At 71.6% G+C, this 19,126-nt stretch carries 17 protein-coding genes; 6 read left to right on the top strand and 11 right to left on the bottom strand.

Annotated features, from left to right (window positions below):
- The first annotated feature begins 51 nt into the window (after window positions 1–51).
- Window positions 52–1,038: an aldo/keto reductase gene (locus tag ACIO1C_RS12820; RefSeq protein ID WP_401861908.1), complete on the top strand. Its 987-nt coding sequence runs from the start codon at window positions 52–54 to the stop codon at window positions 1,036–1,038.
- A gap of 86 nt (window positions 1,039–1,124) precedes the next feature.
- On the opposite strand, the gene ACIO1C_RS12815 is transcribed toward ACIO1C_RS12820, so the two are convergent.
- From ACIO1C_RS12815 to ACIO1C_RS12780, 8 genes are all read right to left on the bottom strand, one after another.
- Entirely contained in the window at window positions 1,125–2,678 is a 1,554-nt protein-coding gene (locus ACIO1C_RS12815; RefSeq protein ID WP_401861905.1) for a sugar ABC transporter ATP-binding protein, read from the bottom strand.
- Window positions 2,675–3,742, bottom strand: a complete 1,068-nt coding sequence (locus ACIO1C_RS12810) for an ABC transporter permease (RefSeq protein WP_401861902.1) — start codon at window positions 3,740–3,742, stop codon at window positions 2,675–2,677. The genes ACIO1C_RS12815 and ACIO1C_RS12810 overlap by 4 nt, the downstream gene beginning before the upstream one ends.
- A complete protein-coding gene (locus ACIO1C_RS12805; RefSeq protein ID WP_401861899.1) occupies window positions 3,739–4,815 on the bottom strand; it encodes an ABC transporter permease in 1,077 nt (358 codons plus the stop codon). Before ACIO1C_RS12805 ends, ACIO1C_RS12810 begins: the two co-directional genes overlap by 4 nt.
- Window positions 4,812–5,900 carry a mandelate racemase/muconate lactonizing enzyme family protein gene (locus tag ACIO1C_RS12800; protein ID WP_401861897.1) on the bottom strand — a complete coding sequence of 363 codons (1,089 nt, stop codon included), beginning with the start codon at window positions 5,898–5,900 and terminating at the stop codon, window positions 4,812–4,814. The genes ACIO1C_RS12805 and ACIO1C_RS12800 overlap by 4 nt, the downstream gene beginning before the upstream one ends.
- A 36-nt stretch (window positions 5,901–5,936) precedes the next feature.
- The gene (locus ACIO1C_RS12795; protein WP_401861895.1) at window positions 5,937–7,037 is read right to left on the bottom strand and encodes a sugar ABC transporter substrate-binding protein; all 1,101 of its coding nucleotides are present in this window, start codon (window positions 7,035–7,037) and stop codon (window positions 5,937–5,939) included.
- A 277-nt stretch (window positions 7,038–7,314) separates the two neighbouring features.
- The gene (locus tag ACIO1C_RS12790) at window positions 7,315–7,734 is read right to left on the bottom strand and encodes a hypothetical protein (protein WP_401861892.1); all 420 of its coding nucleotides are present in this window, start codon (window positions 7,732–7,734) and stop codon (window positions 7,315–7,317) included.
- 216 nt (window positions 7,735–7,950) lie between these two features.
- Window positions 7,951–9,144, bottom strand: coding sequence for an SGNH/GDSL hydrolase family protein (locus ACIO1C_RS12785; RefSeq protein WP_401861889.1), 1,194 nt, complete (start codon window positions 9,142–9,144; stop codon window positions 7,951–7,953).
- Window positions 9,145–9,203: 59 nt separating this feature from the next.
- Window positions 9,204–10,694 carry a M1 family metallopeptidase gene (locus tag ACIO1C_RS12780; RefSeq protein ID WP_401861886.1) on the bottom strand — a complete coding sequence of 497 codons (1,491 nt, stop codon included), beginning with the start codon at window positions 10,692–10,694 and terminating at the stop codon, window positions 9,204–9,206.
- 313 nt (window positions 10,695–11,007) lie between these two features.
- On the opposite strand from ACIO1C_RS12780, the gene ACIO1C_RS12775 reads away from it, so the two are divergent.
- A complete protein-coding gene (locus tag ACIO1C_RS12775) occupies window positions 11,008–11,886 on the top strand; it encodes an SDR family NAD(P)-dependent oxidoreductase (RefSeq protein WP_401861884.1) in 879 nt (292 codons plus the stop codon).
- 51 nt (window positions 11,887–11,937) lie between these two features.
- Here ACIO1C_RS12775 and ACIO1C_RS12770 read toward each other — a convergent pair whose 3' ends face one another.
- Together ACIO1C_RS12770 and ACIO1C_RS12765 are read right to left on the bottom strand one after the other, a co-directional pair.
- The gene (locus ACIO1C_RS12770) at window positions 11,938–12,837 is read right to left on the bottom strand and encodes a nitroreductase/quinone reductase family protein (protein ID WP_401861882.1); all 900 of its coding nucleotides are present in this window, start codon (window positions 12,835–12,837) and stop codon (window positions 11,938–11,940) included.
- 318 nt (window positions 12,838–13,155) lie between these two features.
- On the bottom strand, window positions 13,156–14,661 hold the full coding sequence (locus ACIO1C_RS12765) for a metallophosphoesterase family protein (RefSeq protein ID WP_401861879.1): 1,506 nt from the start codon (window positions 14,659–14,661) through the stop codon (window positions 13,156–13,158).
- Window positions 14,662–14,874: 213 nt separating this feature from the next.
- Here ACIO1C_RS12765 and ACIO1C_RS12760 point away from each other — a divergent pair, with 213 nt between their 5' ends.
- The 4 genes from ACIO1C_RS12760 (at window position 14,875) to ACIO1C_RS12745 (ending at window position 18,744) form a co-directional block, all read left to right on the top strand.
- Window positions 14,875–16,107 (top strand): cysteine desulfurase-like protein, encoded by a 1,233-nt coding sequence (locus ACIO1C_RS12760; RefSeq protein WP_401862190.1) that lies wholly within the window; start codon window positions 14,875–14,877, stop codon window positions 16,105–16,107.
- 73 nt (window positions 16,108–16,180) lie between these two features.
- Window positions 16,181–17,194 carry an ArsR/SmtB family transcription factor gene (locus ACIO1C_RS12755; protein ID WP_401861876.1) on the top strand — a complete coding sequence of 338 codons (1,014 nt, stop codon included), beginning with the start codon at window positions 16,181–16,183 and terminating at the stop codon, window positions 17,192–17,194.
- 134 nt (window positions 17,195–17,328) lie between these two features.
- Entirely contained in the window at window positions 17,329–17,760 is a 432-nt protein-coding gene (locus tag ACIO1C_RS12750; RefSeq protein ID WP_401861874.1) for a hypothetical protein, read from the top strand.
- 138 nt (window positions 17,761–17,898) lie between these two features.
- On the top strand, window positions 17,899–18,744 hold the full coding sequence (locus tag ACIO1C_RS12745) for a hypothetical protein (RefSeq protein WP_401861871.1): 846 nt from the start codon (window positions 17,899–17,901) through the stop codon (window positions 18,742–18,744).
- 111 nt (window positions 18,745–18,855) lie between these two features.
- Here ACIO1C_RS12745 and ACIO1C_RS12740 read toward each other — a convergent pair whose 3' ends face one another.
- Window positions 18,856–19,098 (bottom strand): hypothetical protein, encoded by a 243-nt coding sequence (locus tag ACIO1C_RS12740; protein ID WP_401861868.1) that lies wholly within the window; start codon window positions 19,096–19,098, stop codon window positions 18,856–18,858.
- Window positions 19,099–19,126 lie beyond the last annotated feature (28 nt).

The following is a 19,126-nucleotide window of genomic DNA, read 5'->3' as shown; positions in this document are numbered from 1 at the left end:
AGACTGCCCACGGGCGCCCGGAATTGCCGGGCGGAACGAGGGGACGGGCGTATGAAGTACCGCACGATCGGCACGGATCCGGCGACGCGCCGCGAGGTCAGTGTGCTGAGCCTGGGGGCCATGCTGTTCGGCTCGGTCACGGACGAGGCGACGTCGTTCGCGATCCTGGACCGGTACGCCGAGGCGGGGGGCACCTTCGTCGACACCTCGAACAACTACGCGTTCTGGGTCAACGGCACGCAGGGCGGGGAGAGTGAGGCGCTGCTCGGCCGCTGGCGGCGTGAGCGGGGCGCCGGGGACGAGATCGTGATCGCCACGAAGCTCGGGGGCCGGCCGAACGTGCCGACCAGCACGTTCAGCAAGAACATCGAGGGGCTCTCGGCGAAGGCGATCAGGGAGTCGGCGGAGCGGAGCCGGGAGCGGCTCGGTGGGGAGAAGCTGGACCTGCTGTACGCGCACGTCGAGGACCCGGCGGTGCCCCTCCAGGAGACGGTGGAGGCATTCGCGGAACTGGTCGCGGAGGGCGCGGTGGGTCTCCTGGGGGTGAGCAACCACTGGGCGTGGCGGGTGGAACGGGCCCGCGCGCTGGCCGCGGCGGCGGGCCTGCCGGGCTACGAGGTCCTCCAGTACCACCACAGCTACCTGCGGCGGCGCACCGACCAGCCCGGTCCGCGCTCCCCCGACGGCAACCAGGGCATCCTCGGCGGCGACCTGCTCAGCTACGCCCGCGCCGAGCCGTCGCTGGCGCTCGTCGCCTACTCGCCGCTGCTGTCGGGCGGTTACGTGCGCGAGGACAAGCCGCTGGACCCGGACTTCGACCACGCGGGCACGCCGGTACGCCGGGCCGCGCTGCGCGAGGTGGCGCGGGAGACCGGCGCGACGGTGAACCAGGTGGTGCTCTCCTGGCTGATCGGCGGAGAGGTCCCGGTGATCCCGCTGGTCGGGGCGTCCTCGGTGGCGCAGCTGGACGAGAGCCTGGCGGCGGTGGACCTGGAGCTGACCCCGGAGCAGCGGGCGACGCTGGACGCGGCGCGGTAGCCCGTACGTCCACCCGGGCGGTCCTGTGGTCCCGGCGCTCGCCGGCCACCGGACCGCCCGGGGACAGAAGCCGTGTCCAACTGACGCTAGTTCGCCGCCGGTTCCCCGGGTTTCGCGTGGATCAGGCGGATGATCCGGCCGCTCATGTCCGCGTAGTCGTGGTTGTTGCCGACCTCTCCGCGGGTACGGTTGTCGCCCATCACGATCACCCGGTCGGCGAGGGTCACCATCTCGCCCAGGTCGCTGCTGATCAGCAGGATCGCCAGGCCGTCCCTGGCCAGTTCCCAGATCAGTTCGTGGAAGGTCCGCTTGGTGCGGATGTCCACGCCGACCGTCGGCTCGTCGATGACCAGCATCCGGGTGTCGGCGGCCAGCCACTTGGCGAGGCTGACCTTCTGCTGGTTGCCGCCGGAGAGTTCCCCCGCCAGTTGGTGAACGCTCGACACACGGATGCCGAGGCGCTCCACGAGGTCGTCGGCGACGGCGGTCTCCTCGGCGCGGGGGACGTATCCGAAGGCCCGGGCCAGCCGCCGCCATACGGTGACGGTGATGTTCCGTACGATCGGCTGCTCCAGGAAGACGCCTTCCTCCTTGCGGTTCTCGGTGACGTACCCGATGCCGTACTCGTGCAGTGCCTGCCTCGGGGACGTGATGGTGACGGCCTTGCCGTGCACCCGGATCTCGCCCGCGGTGATCCGGTCGAGGCCGAGGATCGCCTTGGCCAGTTCGCTGCGGCCGGCGCCGACCAGTCCGTACAGGCCGACGATCTCACCGACGCGGACGTCGAGGGACAGGTCCCGGTGCCCGGACGCGGTGGAGACCCCGGAGAGGGAGAGCGCCGGCGGGGACGTGGTGTCGGCGGTACGGGGGGTGAGGGCGGCGGACGCGTGGGCGCGGCCCACCATCAGGTTCACCACGTCGTCGTGGGTGTGGTCCGCGAGGGGGGCGGAGTCCACCACGGAACGGCCGTCGCGCAGCACGGTGACGGTGTCGCAGACCGCGAAGACCTCTTCCAGTTTGTGGCTGACGAAGACGACGCAGGTGCCGCGCGCCGCGAGCCGGCGGACGACCTCGAAGAGGCGCTCGGTCTCCTGGGGGGAGATCGAGGCGGTCGGTTCGTCGAGGAGCAGGACCTTGCTCCGGGTGTACAGGGCCTTGGCGACCTCGACCAACTGCTTCTGCGCGACGGACAGTTCGGCGACGGGGGTGAGGGGGTCGAGCTCCACGCCGATCTCGGCGAGGCAGCGCAGGGCCGGTTCCGTCATCGCCGCGCGGTCGATCATGCCCCGGCGGGACGGCGGGTTCTGGAGGGTGATGTTCTCCGCGACGGAGAAGCCGGGCACCAGATTGCGCTCCTGGTGCACCACGCCGATGCCGGTGTGGGCGGCCTCCAGCGGGGTGCGGAGGCGGACCTCCTCGCCCCGCCAGAGCAGTTGTCCGCCGTCGGGGGCGTGCACGCCGGTCAGGACCTTGATCAGGGTCGACTTGCCGGCGCCGTTCTCGCCGAGCAGGGCGTGCACGGTCCCCGCCTCCAGGCGCAGTCCGACGTCGTCGAGGGCGCGGACGCCGGGGAAGACCTTGACGATGTTCCGGCATTCGAGGAGCACTTCGGGGAGCACGCCGGGGAGCGTCTCGCTCATCGCGCGCCTCCGGGGGCCGTCACGGCGGCGGCCGTCGTGGGTGGGGGCGGCGGCGCGCCGCCGCCGGGGGCCGGCCGGGGGTCCTTGAGCCGCGACTGGCGCAGCCGGCCGCCGACCACCGTGCCCAGCACCACCACGCCGATGAGGAAGTTGACCCAGCTGGGGTCGAGGGAGAACTGGGCGCGCGCGGTGTCGATGAGCCGCATCACGAACGCGGCGAGGACGGTGCCGAGGATGGCGACGGAACCGCCGGTCAGCGCGACCCCGCCGATGATGGGCGCCGCGAAGCTGGGCAGCAGCCAGTCGCCGCCGACGCTGCGGTTGACCCCGGGCAGTGACGCGGTGGCGGTGAGGGCGGCCACGCCGATGAGCAGGCCGGACAGGGTGTGGGCGACCACGATCTGCCGGTCGGTGGAGATGCCGGACAGGCGCGCGGCGAGCGGGTTCCCGCCCGCCGCGAGGAGCCGTCGGCCGGCGATGCCCCGGTGCATGAAGAGGGCGAGGAGGGCGGCCATGGCGAGGGCGGTCAGGAACACCAGCGGGATGTTCAGCGGGGCCGCGTCGCCCAGGTCCTTGAGGGCGGCGGAGTAGCCGTCGACGGTACGGGTGCCCACCACGCGGTACTGCGCGCCGAGCAGGATCGTCATGGTGGCCAGGGTGACGATGAATCCGTTGATCCGGGTGGCCACGATGAACAGGCCGGTGAGCAGTCCGACCACGGTGGCGATGAGAAGGCCCGCCACGACGGCGAGCACCATGGGCACGTGGGCGTCGGCCATGAGGACGCCCATCACACAGGCGGTGAAGCCGCCGAGGGCGCCGACGGCCAGGTTCAGCTGTCCGACGCAGAGCGCGACCATCTGGGCGAGGCCGATGAGGACGGGGGTGGCGAGGTACTGGAGGAACGTACGGAGCGAGTTCCCCTCGAAGAAGGAACCGGACGACGCGATGCCGAGGCCGGCGTATCCGGCCACCACGACGCAGAGCAGCGTCATCTCGGTGGACCGGGAGAACCGGCGCAGCCCGGCCCGGGCCTGAACCCGGTGGTCACGGGTCGTGGTCATGAGGAGCGCACCACCTTCCGGTAGGAGACGACGTTGCGCAGCCGGTCGACCGACAGGGCCAGCAGGAGTACGCAGCCGAGATAGATGTTGAGGCTCTCCAGGCCGACGCCGAGGAGGTCGAGTCCCTTGCGGATGACCCCCACCAGGGACGTGCCGAGGAGGGCACCCAGAACGGAGACGACACCGCCGGTCAGCAGCGTGCCGCCGAGCACCGCGCCGAGGAAGGAGGGGAGCATGAACTCGTCCCCGATGGTGGCCCGGAAGGATCCGGTGCTGACGGCCGCCATGAACCCGGCGAGCGCGGCGAGGAGACCGGAGAGCGCGTGGGCGGTGATCACCCGCCGTGCGGTGGGGATGCCAGACAGCTCCGCCGCGGCCGGGTTCGCCCCGGTGAGCAGCAGCTCCCGGCCGGTGCGGGTGTACGTGTAGAGGAAGCCGAGCCCGAGCAGGGCCAGGACGGTGAACTGCGCCATCTGCGGGACGGCGGGCGATCCGCAGACGGGGCCGGCGCAGATGTCGGCGAGGGAGTAGTCCCGCAGCTCGGCCATGCCGGACGGTGTGGTGGTGAAGGCCGCGTTCTCGGTGAGCGCCGAGTAGAGCAGGGAGACGAGCCCCAGGAGCGCGAAGTCCATGGCGAGGGTCACCACGAAGGAGCTGACGCCGGTCCTGGCGATCACCCATCCGGTGAGAGCGCCGATGGCGGCGCCCGCCAGCAGGCAGAGCAACAGGCCCAGCGGCAGGGGGAGATGGAGTTTATCGTAGCCGAGTCCCGCGAACATCGCGCCGAAGGCCGCCATGCGCCCGACGGCGAGGTTCATGTGGCCGACGGACAGGACGACCATCTGGGCCAGGGCCACCACGGTGAGGGTGGAGATGTCCCGCAGGAGGGGGAACAGCACCAGCCTGGCGTCGAAGAACGCGGGCCGCAGCACACCGAACAGCACGGTCAGGGCGATGATCAGCAGAAGCAGGCCGAGCCGCTGATTCACCCAGAAGGGCAGGCGGTGGGAGCGCGGGGCGGGCGCCGGGGACTCCCCGGTGCCGGGAGGCGCGGGCGCCGGTGCGGTGGTCATGCCACCCTCCGGTCGTCCATCGCGTCCCGGTCCCAGTCGATGCCGATGCCGGGCTCGTCGGGCGCCACGGCGTGTCCGGCACGGACCTCGATCTCGGTGCGGGTGACGGCCCTGAGCTGCGGTATGTACTCCACGTACCGCCCGTTGGGGATCGCGGCGGCGAGGCTGACGTGCAGTTCCATCAGGAAGTGGGGGCAGACCATGACGTTGAACGTCTCGGCGAGGTGGGCGACCTTCAGCCAGGGGGTGATGCCTCCGACGCGCGCCACGTCGACCTGGACGACGGAGGCGGCGCCGCTCTCCAGGTACTGGCGGAACTGCGTGGGCGAGTAGAGGGACTCCCCCACCGCGATCGGCACGGAGGTCGAGCGGGCGAGCCGGGCGTGGCCGCTGACGTCGTCCGCGGGGAGCGGTTCCTCCAGCCAGAAGGGTCCGTACGGTTCGAGGGCGGCGGCGAGCCGGACGGCGGAGGACAGGCTCTGCGACTGGTTGGCGTCGGTCATGATGTGCGTCTCGGGGCCGACGGCGTCCCGTACCGCACGCAGCCGTTCGACGTCGTGCGCGACGTGCGGCTTGCCCACCTTGATCTTCACCCCGGGCCAGCCGTTGGTACGCGCCTCGACCGCGCCCCTGACCAGTTCCTCGGTCGACAGGTGGAGCCAGCCGCCCTCGGTGTCGTACAGCGGCACCTCCTGGCGGTATCCGCCGGCCAGGCGCCAGAGCGGCTCGGCGGCCCGCTTGCAGCGCAGGTCCCACAGCGCGGTGTCCACGGCGGCGAGGGCGAGGGAGGTGATCGCTCCGACGGTCGTGGCGCGGGTCAGGGAGAACAGCTCCTGCCAGAGCCCCTCGACGTTCCTGGCGTCCTGGCCGGCCAGGCGCGGGAGGAGGTGGTCGCGCAGCAGCGCGAGGACCGACGAGCCGCCCGTACCGATGGTGTACGCGTAGCCGGTGCCGGTGAGGCCGTCGGAGGTGGTGAGGTCGAGGAAGATCGTCTCCTGTTTGACGAACGACTGGACCGCGTCGGTGCGTTCCTTCTCCACCTCGATGTCGACGAGGTGGGCGGTGGCGGCCGTGATGATGCTCATGGGGTTCCGTCAGCTCCTGGAGTTCTGGGCGCCGGCTCAGCGGCAGGAGAGCAGTTCGTCGGCGAACTGCTTCTTGAGCTTTTCCGTCCTGGCACGCCGGGCGGTGTCGTACGTGTCGACGTCGGCCTTCGTCACGACGAAGGAGCCGGAGTCGACGGCCACACCGGGGGTGCGCATCACGCACTGTTCCGTCTGGAGCAGGGCCAGGGCCCAGGTCCCCACGTCGGCCTGGCCGACGGGATTCTGGACGACGGTGGCGTCCACGGATCCGTTCCTGATCGAGCTGAGGATCTTCGCGTCGTCGTCGATGGCCACGACCTTGACGGGCAGTCCGGAGCGCTGTACGGCTCCCGCCGCCGCGACCGCCGGGTTGTACGCCGTGGACACGATGCCCTGGATGTTCCTGCCCTTGGCGGCGAGCAGGTCGGAGACCGCCTTCTGGGCGGTCTGGAGGTCCTTGTCGATGTCCGTGACGGTTTGCAGGAGCGTGACCCGGCCGCCGGTCTCCTTCACCGCCTTCGCCACGCCCCTGATGCGCAGCTGGGTGTTGGAGTCCACGTTGATCCCGGTCAGATGGACCAGCGTGCCCTTGCCGCCCATCGCCTCGATGGTGGCCCTGGCCGCCTTGTAGGCGGCGAGTTCGACGTCGGTGGAGAGGCAGAAGTCGGCCGCGTCGGTCTTGCCCGCGGGGCAGGAGCCGAGGGAGGCGACGGGGAAGCCCTGGGACGTGAGGTCGGCGAACGTGGTGTTGATGTCGGTCGGGGAGACGCCGAACACACCGAAAGCGTTGTATCCGCGGGCCGCGAGGGACGACAGCAGGTTGTTCTGCTTCTGCTGGTCCCATTCGGCGGTCTCGTCGAAGGTCACCCCGCCCAGCTTGTACGTGGTGCGGGCGGTGGCCCCCGCCTTCTTCCAGGGCTGGAAGTACGGGTGGGCGCCGCCGGGGACCAGGGCGACCTTGGTCCCGGACCCGTCCACCAGTGTCGCGGATCCCCCGCCCGCCGCCCGGGCGCCGCCCGGGGCCACGTTGTTCGCGGGCTCGCCCGAGTTCTTGATCGTGCATCCGGCCGTGCCGGCGGCGAGGACCGCGACGGCGACCGGGCCCGCCAGCATGGTTCTGAGGAGTGGCTGCTTCATCACGGCTCCCACATAATCCAATAGGATATTTGCCTGGTGATGGTGGGGGCAGCAACGCACGTACGTCAATACATCGGACCGAGAAAGAGCTGTAAGCTGCCCGATCCGGACAGTGACCACCGGGCGGATCGACAGCCGGGGCGCCTAAATCATATAGGAAAGAGAAAGATCCGGTCCGGACAGGACCGGTCCCGGACAGCACGGAAGCCCACGGCCTCGGGGGCCGTGGGCTTCCTCAGTGCCTCAGGACGTCAGTGTCCGCGTCACGCGGTCCGCGTCAGGCGGCGATGTGGCTCGACCGCGCCGGCGTGTCGGACCTGTCCTCCGCCGGACGGCGAACCTCCAGGGAGTGCACCACACGCTCGGTGCGCAGTTCGTGCGCGACCAGGTCGCCCAGGGCGACCGCCACCACGGCGGCCCCTCCGGCGAAGACCAGCCAGGTCAGCACAGTGCCGGAGAAGATCAGCGAAGCGATCAGCGACCACAGGGCGACCGCCGCCAGCAGGCCGTGGCCCGCCTTCGCGGCCGCCTTGCGGGCGAAGACAGCACCCACGATCCCGAGGACCGCGATACCGGTGAACACTCCGAAGCCGATCCAGCCGGCCACGGAAGCCGTGAAGGCCATGGCCACCACCGCCAGGAACGCACCGGCGATGACCGCGATGCCATTGAGCGCGAAACGAGGGCTGAGAGCCATCGTGAAACACCTCCTCGGTACCGCATCCGAGCGGCACCGCATATGAAAGCAAGGAAGTGGGTCGTCGCGGGGCGTCAAGAGACGCCGAGGGCGGCTCGCTTGCCTCCGATTCGCAACCGGAGACATATGTATGTAACTCGTGAAGAGAACGGTCCATGCCCGCTCAGTCACCCCTATTCCTGTGACCTGCATCACATTATATGAACCTTATCTGAGTCATCGCAACAGCGCCGGATCGACGGCTCCCGCGATGGCCCGGAGCCCCGCCTCGTTGGGGTGCAGATGGTCGCCGCTGTCGTACTCCGCACGGAACTTCGTCGGCCGCGCCGGGTCGTGTGTCGCCGCGTCCTGGTCGATCACACCGTCACACCCACTGCCCGCGCCCCGGACGAAACTGTTCACGGCGGCCCGCTTCGTCTCCAGTTCCGGCTTCCACCCGCCGGCCCCCTCGAACGGAGTGAGTGTGGAGCAGAGGAACTTGACGCCCCGTTCGTGCGCCCGCGCGATCAGCTGCTTGAGCCCGTCGATCAGACGGTCCGCCGTGGGGTTGGTGTTCGACAGATCGTTGATGGGGTCGTCGGCGAAGATCACCCACCGGACGCCGGGCTGCGAGAGCACGTCCCGGTCGAACCGGTTGAGGGCGCTCTGCCCGGCGCCGTCGGTGAGCAGTTGGTTCCCGCTGATGCCCTGGTTGAGCACGCCGACGGTGCGCCCGGCGCCCACCAGCCGGCTCGCCAGCTCGTTCGGCCAGCGCCGGTTCGCGTCGGTCCTGGAGGCGATGCCGTCGGTGATCGACGCGCCGAGCGTGACGACCGCGCCCTCGGCCGCCGGGTTCACCACGTCGAGCCCGGAGAGGAAGTAATAGCTGTTGGTCGTGCGGGCATTGGTCAGATTCGCGTTCCCGCTCACGTCCCCGGCGGCGACGTAGTTCGTCTGCAGTCCCGACTGGTGGTACGTGACGGGGCCGGTGGTCCTGGGGAGGTGGAAGCTGACCGCCACGTCCGACAGGGCGTCCACCGGGAACGCGACCTCGTCGCTGACCGCCGATCCCCCGGCCGGGATGGTGACGGCCCGCTGGCCGCCGAAGGTGACCGTACGGTCGGTGGCGGCGGACACCGAGGAGCCCGAGGTGCGGCGCGCGAGGTGTATGTCCTGGACGGTCAGGGGGGCGTTGCCGAAGACGTTCGACAGGCGGACGCGCGCCGCGGTGCCCGCGATGCTCGTACGGACTATCTGACGCACGGTCTGCTGAGTGAACGTGTCGCCGCCGCTCTGCGGCGCGGCGGCCCACGTACCGGTCCACGGGCCCGCGGCGGGAGCCGGGGCGGGGGCGGCCGACGCCGTCCCCTGGATTCCGGTCATGAGGAGGGCTGCCGCGCCCGCGGCAAGGATGTGGGGGGTTCGCTTCACGGGGGACTGTCCCTTGTCCGGATGAGGCGCCCCCGGCCGGGGCGCCCCTCCCCCACCACCTACCCCCTCGGCACCGGCGTGACCACCCAGTCCGGGTGGCCCGGCATCGGGGGCGTCGTCGGCCCGTACAGCCACGGGGTCAGGAACGGCTCCAGATCCCGTCCCGCGACCTTCGACGCCAGCGCGACGAAGTCGCCCGTACCGGCCGCCTCGCCCGTGTACGTACGGATCCAGGCCCGCTCGATCTTCTGGAAGGTGGCGTCACCGACCTCCTCGCGCAGCGCGTACAGCACGAGGGTGGAGCCGTCGTAGCGCATCCTCTTGAAGAGGTTGGGCTCGGTGGGTTCGGCGGGGGCGCCGTAGTCGTGACGCCACTGGTCGTGGTTCTGGTACGCGGTCCTCATCGCGGACTCGAAGCTGTCGCCGCCGTGCTCCTCCGAGTACAGCCGCTCGTAGAAGCGGGCATGGCCCTCGCTCAGCCACAGGTCCGACCAGGTGCGCAGAGCGATGCTGTCACCGAACCACTGGTGGGTCAGCTCGTGCACCATGGTGCGTTCCGCGTCCACGCGCGTGCCGAGCAGGTCGGCCTTGGGGAGCAGCGAGAGGGTCTGCGTCTCCAGCGCGACCGCCAGGTCGGTGTCGCCGACGAGCAGGCCGTACCGGTTGAACGGGTAGGCGCCGAGGCGCTGTTCGAGCCAGGTGAGGTGCTCGGGGGTGAGCTTGCGGTACGCGTCGGTCGCGTCGACCAGGGCGTCGGGGACGTAGTCCCGGATCGGCAGCCCGTGCGGGCCGGTGGTGTCGACGGCGGTGAACCCGCCGATCGCCAGCTGGGCGAGCTGGGTGGCGACCGGCTGTTCGGAGTCGTACGTCCAGCGGACCCGGCCGCCGGGCCTGTCCTGGCGGGAGACGAGCTTGCCGTTGGCGACCGCGGTCAGTCCGCTCGGCACGGTGATCCGGAAGGTGATCGGGGCGCGCCGGCTGGGATGGTCGTTGGACGGGAAGATCATCTTGGCGCCGTTGGGCTGCGGATAGAGAACCGTGCCGTCGGGCGTGGGTATCCAGCCGTAGTCCTCGATCGCGTCGTCGCGGTGACGCGTCTGGGTCGGGTCGGCGGTGTAGGTGACCGTGACGGTGAAGTTCCCGCCGTCGCGGATGGGCGACTTGGGGGTGATCACCAGCTCGTCGCCGTCGCGTACGGCGGCGGCCCTGGCGCCGTCGACCGTGACCGTGTGCAGGGTGTTGCCGGCGAAGTCGAGGTCGAAGCGCGACAGCGCCTGGGTGGCGGTGGCCTTGATCGTGGTCTTCGCCTCGAAGGGTGTCCTGGGCGCCTGCCAGTCGAAGTCGAGTGCGTAGTGGCGCACTTGGTAGCCGCCGTTGCCGTCGAGCGGGAACATCGGGTCGCCGAAGCCGGGAGCCCCGGGCGACGGCCTGCTGTCCGGTCCGGCCGCCGAGGCGGCGGGCCCGAGCGGGGCGGTCAGCGCGGCGGTCACCGCGACGGCCGCCGCCAGGGCGGGCCGTAGGCCGCGCCGGGACATCGCGAACGTGGTCATGTGGTGCCTTTCCCCCGTGACGGGAACATCAGGTCGTCCCGCCTCACCTCTCAGGACGGCGGAGAAGCACAAAGGGTTGCCCCGGCCCGGCCGCCCGGACCGGTGACGACGACGGGTCCCGGCCTCTTTCGGCGCATCCGGGCGGGCGGGAAACCGCTGCCAGGCGGGCCCGAGTCCGCGGCCGGGGACCCGCGTGTGCCGCTCGGCGGGAGCCCGTTCCCCCGGTGGTCGGGGGCATCGCCCCGTGGTTGCCTGGGAGCGTGACCACCGCCCTCCGCGACCGCCGCACCTGAGCCCCGAGGCAGGACGTCCCATGAGCGAGTCCACGCTGATCACCACCCCGTTCACCGCCCGGTCCACCGCCGCCGAGGTGGTGGCCGGCACGGATCTCCTGGGCCGCTTCGCCGTCGTGACGGGCGGGGCCTCCCCGGTGGGGATCGAGACGGCGCGGGCGCTCGCCGCCGCGGGCGCCGACGTGACGCTGGCGGTACGGGACACGGAGGCGGGACGGCGGGCGGCGGAGGACATCATCGACACCACCGGCGCCAGGGAGGTCCGTATCGCTCCGCTGGACCTCGCCGACCGGGCGTCGATCGCCGCGTTCCTCGCCGCGTGGCAGGGGCCGCTGCACATGCTCGTGCACAACGCGGGCGTACGGGAGACACCCGAGCGGCGGACCCCGGAGGGCTGGGAGCTCCAGTTCGCCGTCAACCACCTCGGCCACTTCGCCCTCGCCACCGGCCTCCACGGCGCGCTGGCGGAGGCGGGCGGGGCACGGGTGGTGGTGGTCGGCTCGGACGCCCACCTGCGGGCGCCCCTGGACTTCGACGACCTCCACTTCCGTACACGTCCGTACGACCCGGTGGCGGCATACGGGCAGTCCAGGACGGCCGACGTGCTGTTCGCGGGCGAGGCGTACCGGCGGTGGGCCGACGACGGCATCACGGTCAACACACTGGACGCCGGGGCGACCGAGGCCGAGCGGAGAACACCCGCGCAGGCCGCGGCCACCTCCGTGCTGCTGGCGGCGTCGCCCCACGTCGAGGGCGTGGGCGGCCGGTACTTCCAGGACTGTGCCGAGGCACCGCGCTACGTACCGGGCGGGCCGCTCCGGGGTGTCGCGCGGCACGCGCTCGACCCCGGGGCGGCCGCCCGGCTGTGGCAGGTGTCCCTCGGCCTGCTGGCCGCGTAGCCGGTCGGCGGCGCCCCGGCGATCAGGCGTCGGGACTCAGGAAACGGCCGTTCAGACCGGTGGGAACGGGATCTCGGCCAGGGCCGGGAGCAGCGATTCCTCCTCGTGGTCGAGATGCGCTCCCAGCCGGTGCGACAGATCGTCCAACGTGGCGAGGAACAGCGCCGGTTCGGCCGTGTCGATGCCGTCGAGCAGCGCGAGCAGTTCGCCCTGGATGCGGGCGACCGTACGGTGTTCGTCGCCGAGCCGGTCCAGGACGCCGCGCAGTCGCGGGTGGTGGCGTGCGAGCGAGGGGAACACATGGGTGTCCTCGCTGGTGTGGTGGAATTCCAGCCAGGCGCAGAACTCCAGGCAGTGGCGCCGCAGTTGCAGTCCCAGGCCGGGGGCCGGGGGTGCGCCGGGGCCCCGGTGGGCGGCCCGTTCCGCGACGTGTGCCTCGGCCTCCACACGCAGGGCGCGCACCTGCTCGCGGAGCCCAGTGTGCACCTCGATGAGCTTGTCGGCCAGGGTGGGGACGGCGCGGGAGCCCTCCGCCGTGTCGGCCTGGGGCCGTCCCAGCACCACGACCGGCAGGGTCCGCGCTGTCCTGGACTGGTAGTCGGCGTAGCCGGGGGCCGTACGCACCACCTGCGCGAACAGCCGGTCGCGCCGCGCCCCTTCGGCGGGGACGGCGCGGGCGGCAAACACCTCGGTGCCGATCTCCACCCGTACCAGGGGGTGGGCCAGCAGGTTGTGATACCACGCGGGGTGCCGGGGAGCGCCGCCCGCGGAGGCGACCACAAGCAGGTGTGCGCCGTCGCGGACGTAGCCGAGCGGCACGGTGTGTTCGGCTCCCGACCTGGCGCCGGTGGTGGTGAGCAGGAGGAGGTCTTCGCCCTCGAAGGGCCCGCCGACCTTTCCTCCGCCGGAACGGAACTCGTCGATGATCCGCTGGTTGAACGATGTGGGCATGCGCTGTCGCATCTCCTGATGGGCGCGGGCATTCCGCGCGAAAGGTATGAGTGAGGAACGACGTGATGCGCGCAGGACGTACTGACGTCACACTGCGGGGACGGAAGACGTCGTGCGCGGGCGCTGACGTCAGTCGCGGGGTGCGGAGTATGAACTCATGGCGTGGCCCCTTGGTGAAGGGTGTCGCCCAACTGCCCGCCTGCCCACTGCTCTTTGGCGGACGTCACGCGACACCGGACTTATTACAGCCGTCCGGCGGCCCGGTGTCAACGCGCGTGTCCTCGGGCGGTGTCGACCGCCGTGGGAGGGGAGCCCGGCTCAGCGAAGGGGGATGGTGAAGTCGTCCTCGACGGGCGGTGCCAGCTCCTCCGTACGGTAGCCGGTCGCCGCGAAGCACCGGATCCGCAGGTGGTCCGGGGTGACGTCCAGCCGGAGGAAGCTCTTGAAGAAGGGCGGGGTGTATGTCGTGGAGCCCGGCGAGAAGGCCTGCGCGTAGATCTTGCGGACGGGCAGCCGGAACCGTCGCCTGGCGTCCGGCCGGGCGGGCACGCCGAGGAGGGAGGCCACCAGTCTCGTACGCCGGGTCACCGGCGCGTCCGTCTCCCGGGTCGGTGCCACGCCGAGGCGCTCGGCGACGACGGCCGCCGCCTGTTCCGCGGTGAGTTCGAAGAAGCGCCGCATCCGCAGCCGCCGCCCGTAGAGCTTGCTGTAGAACGCCAGGGAGTCCCCGCGCAGCGGGTAGCAGCGGAAGTCCCGTTCGGTGACGTCGGCCACCGCGACGCGCGGAATGGTGTGGGTGGCGTGCATGAACGCCCCGCCGCCCCCGGCGACGAGGTACTCGACGGTCCTGCCGTCGACGTCGACCGGGTAGTGCTGGTAGTTGTGGATGTCACCGCCTATGGCCGCTATGTAGTGGCAGGCGGGGTCGCGGACGATGTCGTCGACCGTGCCGCCGCCCTCGATGGCACACGGCTCGTGGGCGCCGTCCACGTAGATCGGCGAACCGGTCACCAGGATCTTGGGCCGGGGGCCCGCCGAGACGCGGCGCAGCCACTCCCCCTGTTCCTGGTCGATGCCGCCGAGCAGACCGGTGTCGATGCCTATGATCCGCAGCGGGCCCGCGTCGACGGCCCAGTACGGTCCCGGCTGCGCGGCCTGCTGCTCGGGGGCGGACCGCAACTGCCGCGCCTCGGCGAGAAGTCGCTCGTCCACGGAGCCGGGGCGCCGCCACAGCAGGGCCCGCCACCAGCCGGCGGACAGGGGTTTCGGGCGGGCGGCGGGCGGCAGCGCGGGGGCGTCGCAGAAGACGCGCATGAAGCCGTTGAGGCCGTCGTACCAGTCGTGATTGCCCGGTACGGCGTAGACCGGGGCCGGGTAGTCCTTGTACGGCCGGAAGAACTTGGGGCCGTACTCGTCGGCGCTGCCGACCGGGTAGATCACGTCGCTGGACAGGACGGCGAAGCGGGTGCCCTCGGCCGCCTCCAGGAAGCCGGGCACCACGGCGTACTGCGGGGCGTCGCCCTCACCGGTGTCCGCGAGCAGCATGAACGAGAAGGTGTCCGGGTCGTCCCGCTCGATCACCAGGTCCGGTGCGGCGCCCCGGTCGAGCTGCCCCCGTACCCAGCGCTTCCGGTCGTCGCCGGTCGGGTCCCCGAACAGGGAGGCGACCACGCCGTTGCGCGCCTTCCACAGAGTGGCCGGGTTCAGCCAGGAGATGTGGGTGGTGCGCTCCGGCATGAGGGCCCGGTAGCGGCCGGGCTCCTGGCCCGGCTCCTGACCGTGCCAGCCTGCGCCTGCTGCCGAGTCACGTGAAGAGGGAGACACCGCCGCACCCTAGCAACCCTTCCCGGGCACAGGGAGGTTGGGGCGGTGGCCTGTCCGGGAGTACGGGCCGGGCGGCGGGTCGACGGTCGTGCGGCGGGACCGGCGGCGACCGGAAGGCGCCGCCCGGCGGGCGGGACGAGCGCGCCGACGACGATGATGGTGCGGAAGACCGGCAGGCCACCGCTCGCCCGGAAGAAGAGAGAAGAGTCCTTCGTGACGTACGACATCGACGCCGTCCGTTCGCACTTCCCCGCGCTGGACGCGGGGGGTGCCCACTTCGAGGGGCCCGCCGGTACGCAGACACCCCGGCCGGTCATCGACGCCATCGCCGAGGTGCTGGCGAACCCGCTCTCCAACCGGGGGGCGGCGACGCCGGGGGAACGCAACGCGGACCGCACGGTGGCCGGCGCCCGGCTGGCGATGGCCGATCTGCTCGGCGCGGACCCGGCGGGCATCGTCTTCGGCCGCAGCGCCACCCAGCTCACGTACGACTTCGCCAGGACGCTCGCCAAGACCTGGTCGCCGGGGGACGAGGTGGTCGTCACCCGGCTGGACCACGACGCCAACATCCGCCCCTGGGTACAGGCCGCGCGGGCGGCCGGGGTCACCGTGCGGTGGGCCGACTTCGACCCCGCGACGGGCGAGCTGTCCCCGGCGGACATCGGCGCGGTGCTCTCGGAGCGCACCCGGCTGGTGGCGGTCACAGGCGCCTCGAACCTCATCGGCACCCGGCCCGACCTCCCCGGGATCGCCCGGCTGACACACGCGCAGGGGGCCCTGTTCTACGTCGACGGGGTGCATCACGCGGCGCACTCCTTCGTCGATGCCGGGCTGCTGGGCGCCGACTTCTACGTCTGCTCGCCGTACAAGTTCCTCGGTCCCCACCTGGGGGTGCTCGCGGCCGCGCCCGGACTGCTGGAGGGGCTGGCGCCCGACAAGCTGGCGCCTTCCACGGACGCGGTCCCCGAGCGTTTCGAACTGGGCACGCTGCCCTACGAGTTCCTCGCGGGCGTGCGCGCGGCCGTGGACTTCCTCGCCGATCTCGCCGACGGCGGTCCCTCCTCCCCGGGCGCCACCGGTGACAGGCGGGAGCGGCTCGCGCGGTCCTTCGCCGCGCTGGAGGAGCACGAGGAGGGCCTGCGGCGGCGGATGGAGGAGGGGCTGGCGGGCCTCGCGCCGGTCACGCTGCACTCGCGGGCGGCGGACCGTACGCCGACCCTGCTGCTGACCCTCGAAGGCCGCGACACCCGGGACGCGTACCGCCATCTGGCCGGGCGTGGGGTCACGGCGCCCTCCGGATCGTTCTACGCGCTGGAGGCGTCCCGCCGGCTGGGTCTTGGCGACGCCGGCGGGCTGCGGGCCGGCCTGGCACCGTACAACAACGCCCAGGACGTCGACCGGCTGCTGGAGGGTCTCGCGGACTTCCTGCGACAGCCGTCGACGTGACGTGTGACGCGCCGGGCCGGGGCATGCTGGGGGTGCGCGGACGCGCACTACCGCTGTGACAGGGGGCCGGCCGGTGTTACGCATTCACTTCACCGCGGAAGACCTCGCGCGGACCCGTGTGGCCGCGACGATCGGAGTCGCGGCGGAGACGTACTACAGCCTGGAACTGCTGGGAGGGGGCCGGGACCATCCTCACTTCCGCGCGTGGCGGTCGGCGGTCGCGGGCCGGACGGGAGCGGACACGCGCCCGCTGACCTCCCCGCTGACGTCCCTGCTTCCGGTACGCGGCCCGGGGCTCGACCTGCTGGCCCTGATGGGTGACGTGCCCTCGCTGGATCACGCCGTGGACAATCTCCTGCACGCGCCCGCGGCCCGGCTGCGCCGTGAATTCGAGGGTCTCGACTTCCGTCCCGCCCATCTGCCGTGGGCCAGACGGGTGGCCGAGGGGGACAGCGACGCGCGGAAGGAGCTCGCCGAGGCCGTGCGTGCCTGCCATCGGCTGACCGTGGAGCCCCACTGGGACAGAGCGCGGTCCGAACTGGTCGCGCTCTCCGCCCGCTACGCGCGTCTGATGCTTGAGGGAGGCATCGATCTGCTGCTGCGCTCGCTCTGCGCCCCCTTGGTCCGCTGGCGTCCGCCCGTGCTGGAAGCGCCCTATCCGCGCCCGACCGAGGTGCGTCTCCGGGGCAGGGGACTGATCATCACCCCCACGGTGTTCGCCACGCGCCCGGCGAGCTTTCTGTGGGACCCGCTCGACACAGCCCAGCCGCCCCGGCTGGCCGTGCCGGCCCTCCGCGGACCGCTGGCCGAGGCCGGCCCGGCCGCACCGGACGGCTCCTCCGGCCGGAACCTGGAGTCGCTGCTCGGCCGCACGCGGGCCGCCGCGCTGCGTGTGGCGGTGGAGGGCTGCACGACCACCGAGCTGGCACGCCGCCTCAACGTCTCGGCCGCGGCGGCCAGTCAGCACGCGACGGTGCTGCGAAACACGGACCTCATCACCACCAGCCGCCGGGGCGGATCCGTGCTGCACCTCATCACCCCTCTGGGGCTGGCCCTGTTGAAGACCGGCACCACGACGGAACCGTGAGCCGAGGCGGCGCGGGCACCGGCCCGGCGGAGTGCCTGAGCGGCCCCCTTTAAGCCGTGGCTTAAGAGCTGGGCCGCGGGTGTACGGCCCGGGCAGCATTCGAGGCCCCAACCGGCTCACACCTTGGAGATCGCATGCGTACCAGTCTCGCCGCCGCCCTCGGTTCCGTCGTACTGACAGCGGGCACCTTGCTCGGCGCACCGGCCGCCGCCGCCGACGCGACGGCCTACCCCGTGGTGGAGTTCGACATCCCCCTCGGGAACACGTGGACGAAGGGGACGCTGACCTGGTACAACCGGTCGGTCGTCGTGACGGGAACACACAAGTCGGTGAGCTCGGCCGGCCCGGAATACTGCCGGCTCACCTGGGCGTACACCTACAACGCCGCCGACACCGTGAAGCTGGGCTCGAACGGGTCCGCGGCCTCCGCCACGGCGTGCAACACGTCCAAGAACTTCAGCTTCACCGTTCCGGCGGATGTCCCGGGCGGAGCCGGCCTCGTGCGCGTCTGCCTCGACGACGGCAACTACAAGGACCTTCTCTGCAAGCCCTTCCGGCGGCCCTGACCTCTGAGCGGTGACCGCCGCGTGTGCAGCGATATCCAACTGGTACGCCAGTAGGCCCCGTTGAGGGTGGCGGTTGGGAGTACGGCTCTGCCAAGCTCTCAGCCGCGATCAACACGGGTGCGACCAGGAGGAATTGGGATGGGTACTGTGCGGCGGCTCTTGACGGGGCGGCTCATGGCGCGGTGGCTGATGGTGGCCGCGCTGTTGCTGGGCGGTACGACGCTGACGGGAGCCCCCGCCGCCGTCGCGGCCGGGACGGCGGCTCAGGGCGCCACGACGACGATCTGCGGCTACACCCCCGTCCCCGCCGGGTGGGTGATCATCAACCAGACGACCGCGGGGTGCAGCGGCTACGGGTCCCGCACCATCACCGAACTGGGGTCCGCGACCAGCATTCAGGCCTGTTCGAACTCGCCCATCCCCGACTGGTGGGTCATCACCGCCATGCAGAACTCGAGCACGTGCGGCCTCTACCCGGTGTACTCGCTGTTGAAGATCACGGACCAGACCACCGTCACGGACTGCGGGCAGTCCTTCATCCCGCCCGGCTGGGTCATCATCTCCGTCCAGCAGGGCGCCCAGTGCGGGGCCTACACCGTCTACACCGTCACCGCGCTCGGTGACCGGACGACGATCCAGGCGTGCGGCCACTCGGCCATCCCCAACGGCTGGGTCATCACCGCGATGCAGAACAACGCGGGCTGCGGCGCCTACCCGCTCTACACGCTGCTGAAGATCACCGATCAGACCACCATCACGGACTGCGGGCAGTCCGCCATCCCGGACGGCTGGGTCATCACGTCCATCCAGCAGGGCGCCCAGTGCGGGGTGTACACCGTCTACACCGTCGTGAAGCCGACCACCCAGACCGTCATGCAGGTCTGCGGGCCGACCAGGATCCCGGGCGGCTGGTCGATCGTCAGCCAGCAGTCCGGCTCGCAGTGCGGTGTCTACGCGATCTACACGATCCAGCGCACGGGCTGACGTACGGACCGGCCCATGGACCGGCGCACGGCCCGCCTGCCTGAGGGGGCGGGCCCGGACACCCGGGTGGCGGTCCCGGCCTCGGGACCGCCACCCGACCCGTCCCGGGCCTCAGTTGACGAGGTCGTTCGCGGACTTCACCACGTCGGCCCCGCCCCGCACCATGCCCTCGGCGGCGTTCACCTTCTCGCCGAGGTCGGGGCGGTGTTCGCCCTCCTCGCCCGCGACGGCGCCGGCGGTACGCGCCGCGCCGTTCAGGGTGTTGCCGAGGTCGACGGCGTGGGCGGCGGGGACGACGACGGCGAGGAGAGTGGAGCCGGCGGCGGCTGCGGTGAGGAATCGGCGCATGTTCATGGTCCGTGTAACGCGGCGGGCGCCCCGA

The sequence above is a fragment of the Streptomyces sp. NPDC087420 genome, assembly GCF_044744165.1.
GTDB lineage: Bacteria > Actinomycetota > Actinomycetes > Streptomycetales > Streptomycetaceae > Streptomyces.
The sequence above is the reverse complement of the archived record's forward strand: the minus strand, read 5'-3'. Positions and strand labels throughout refer to the sequence as shown.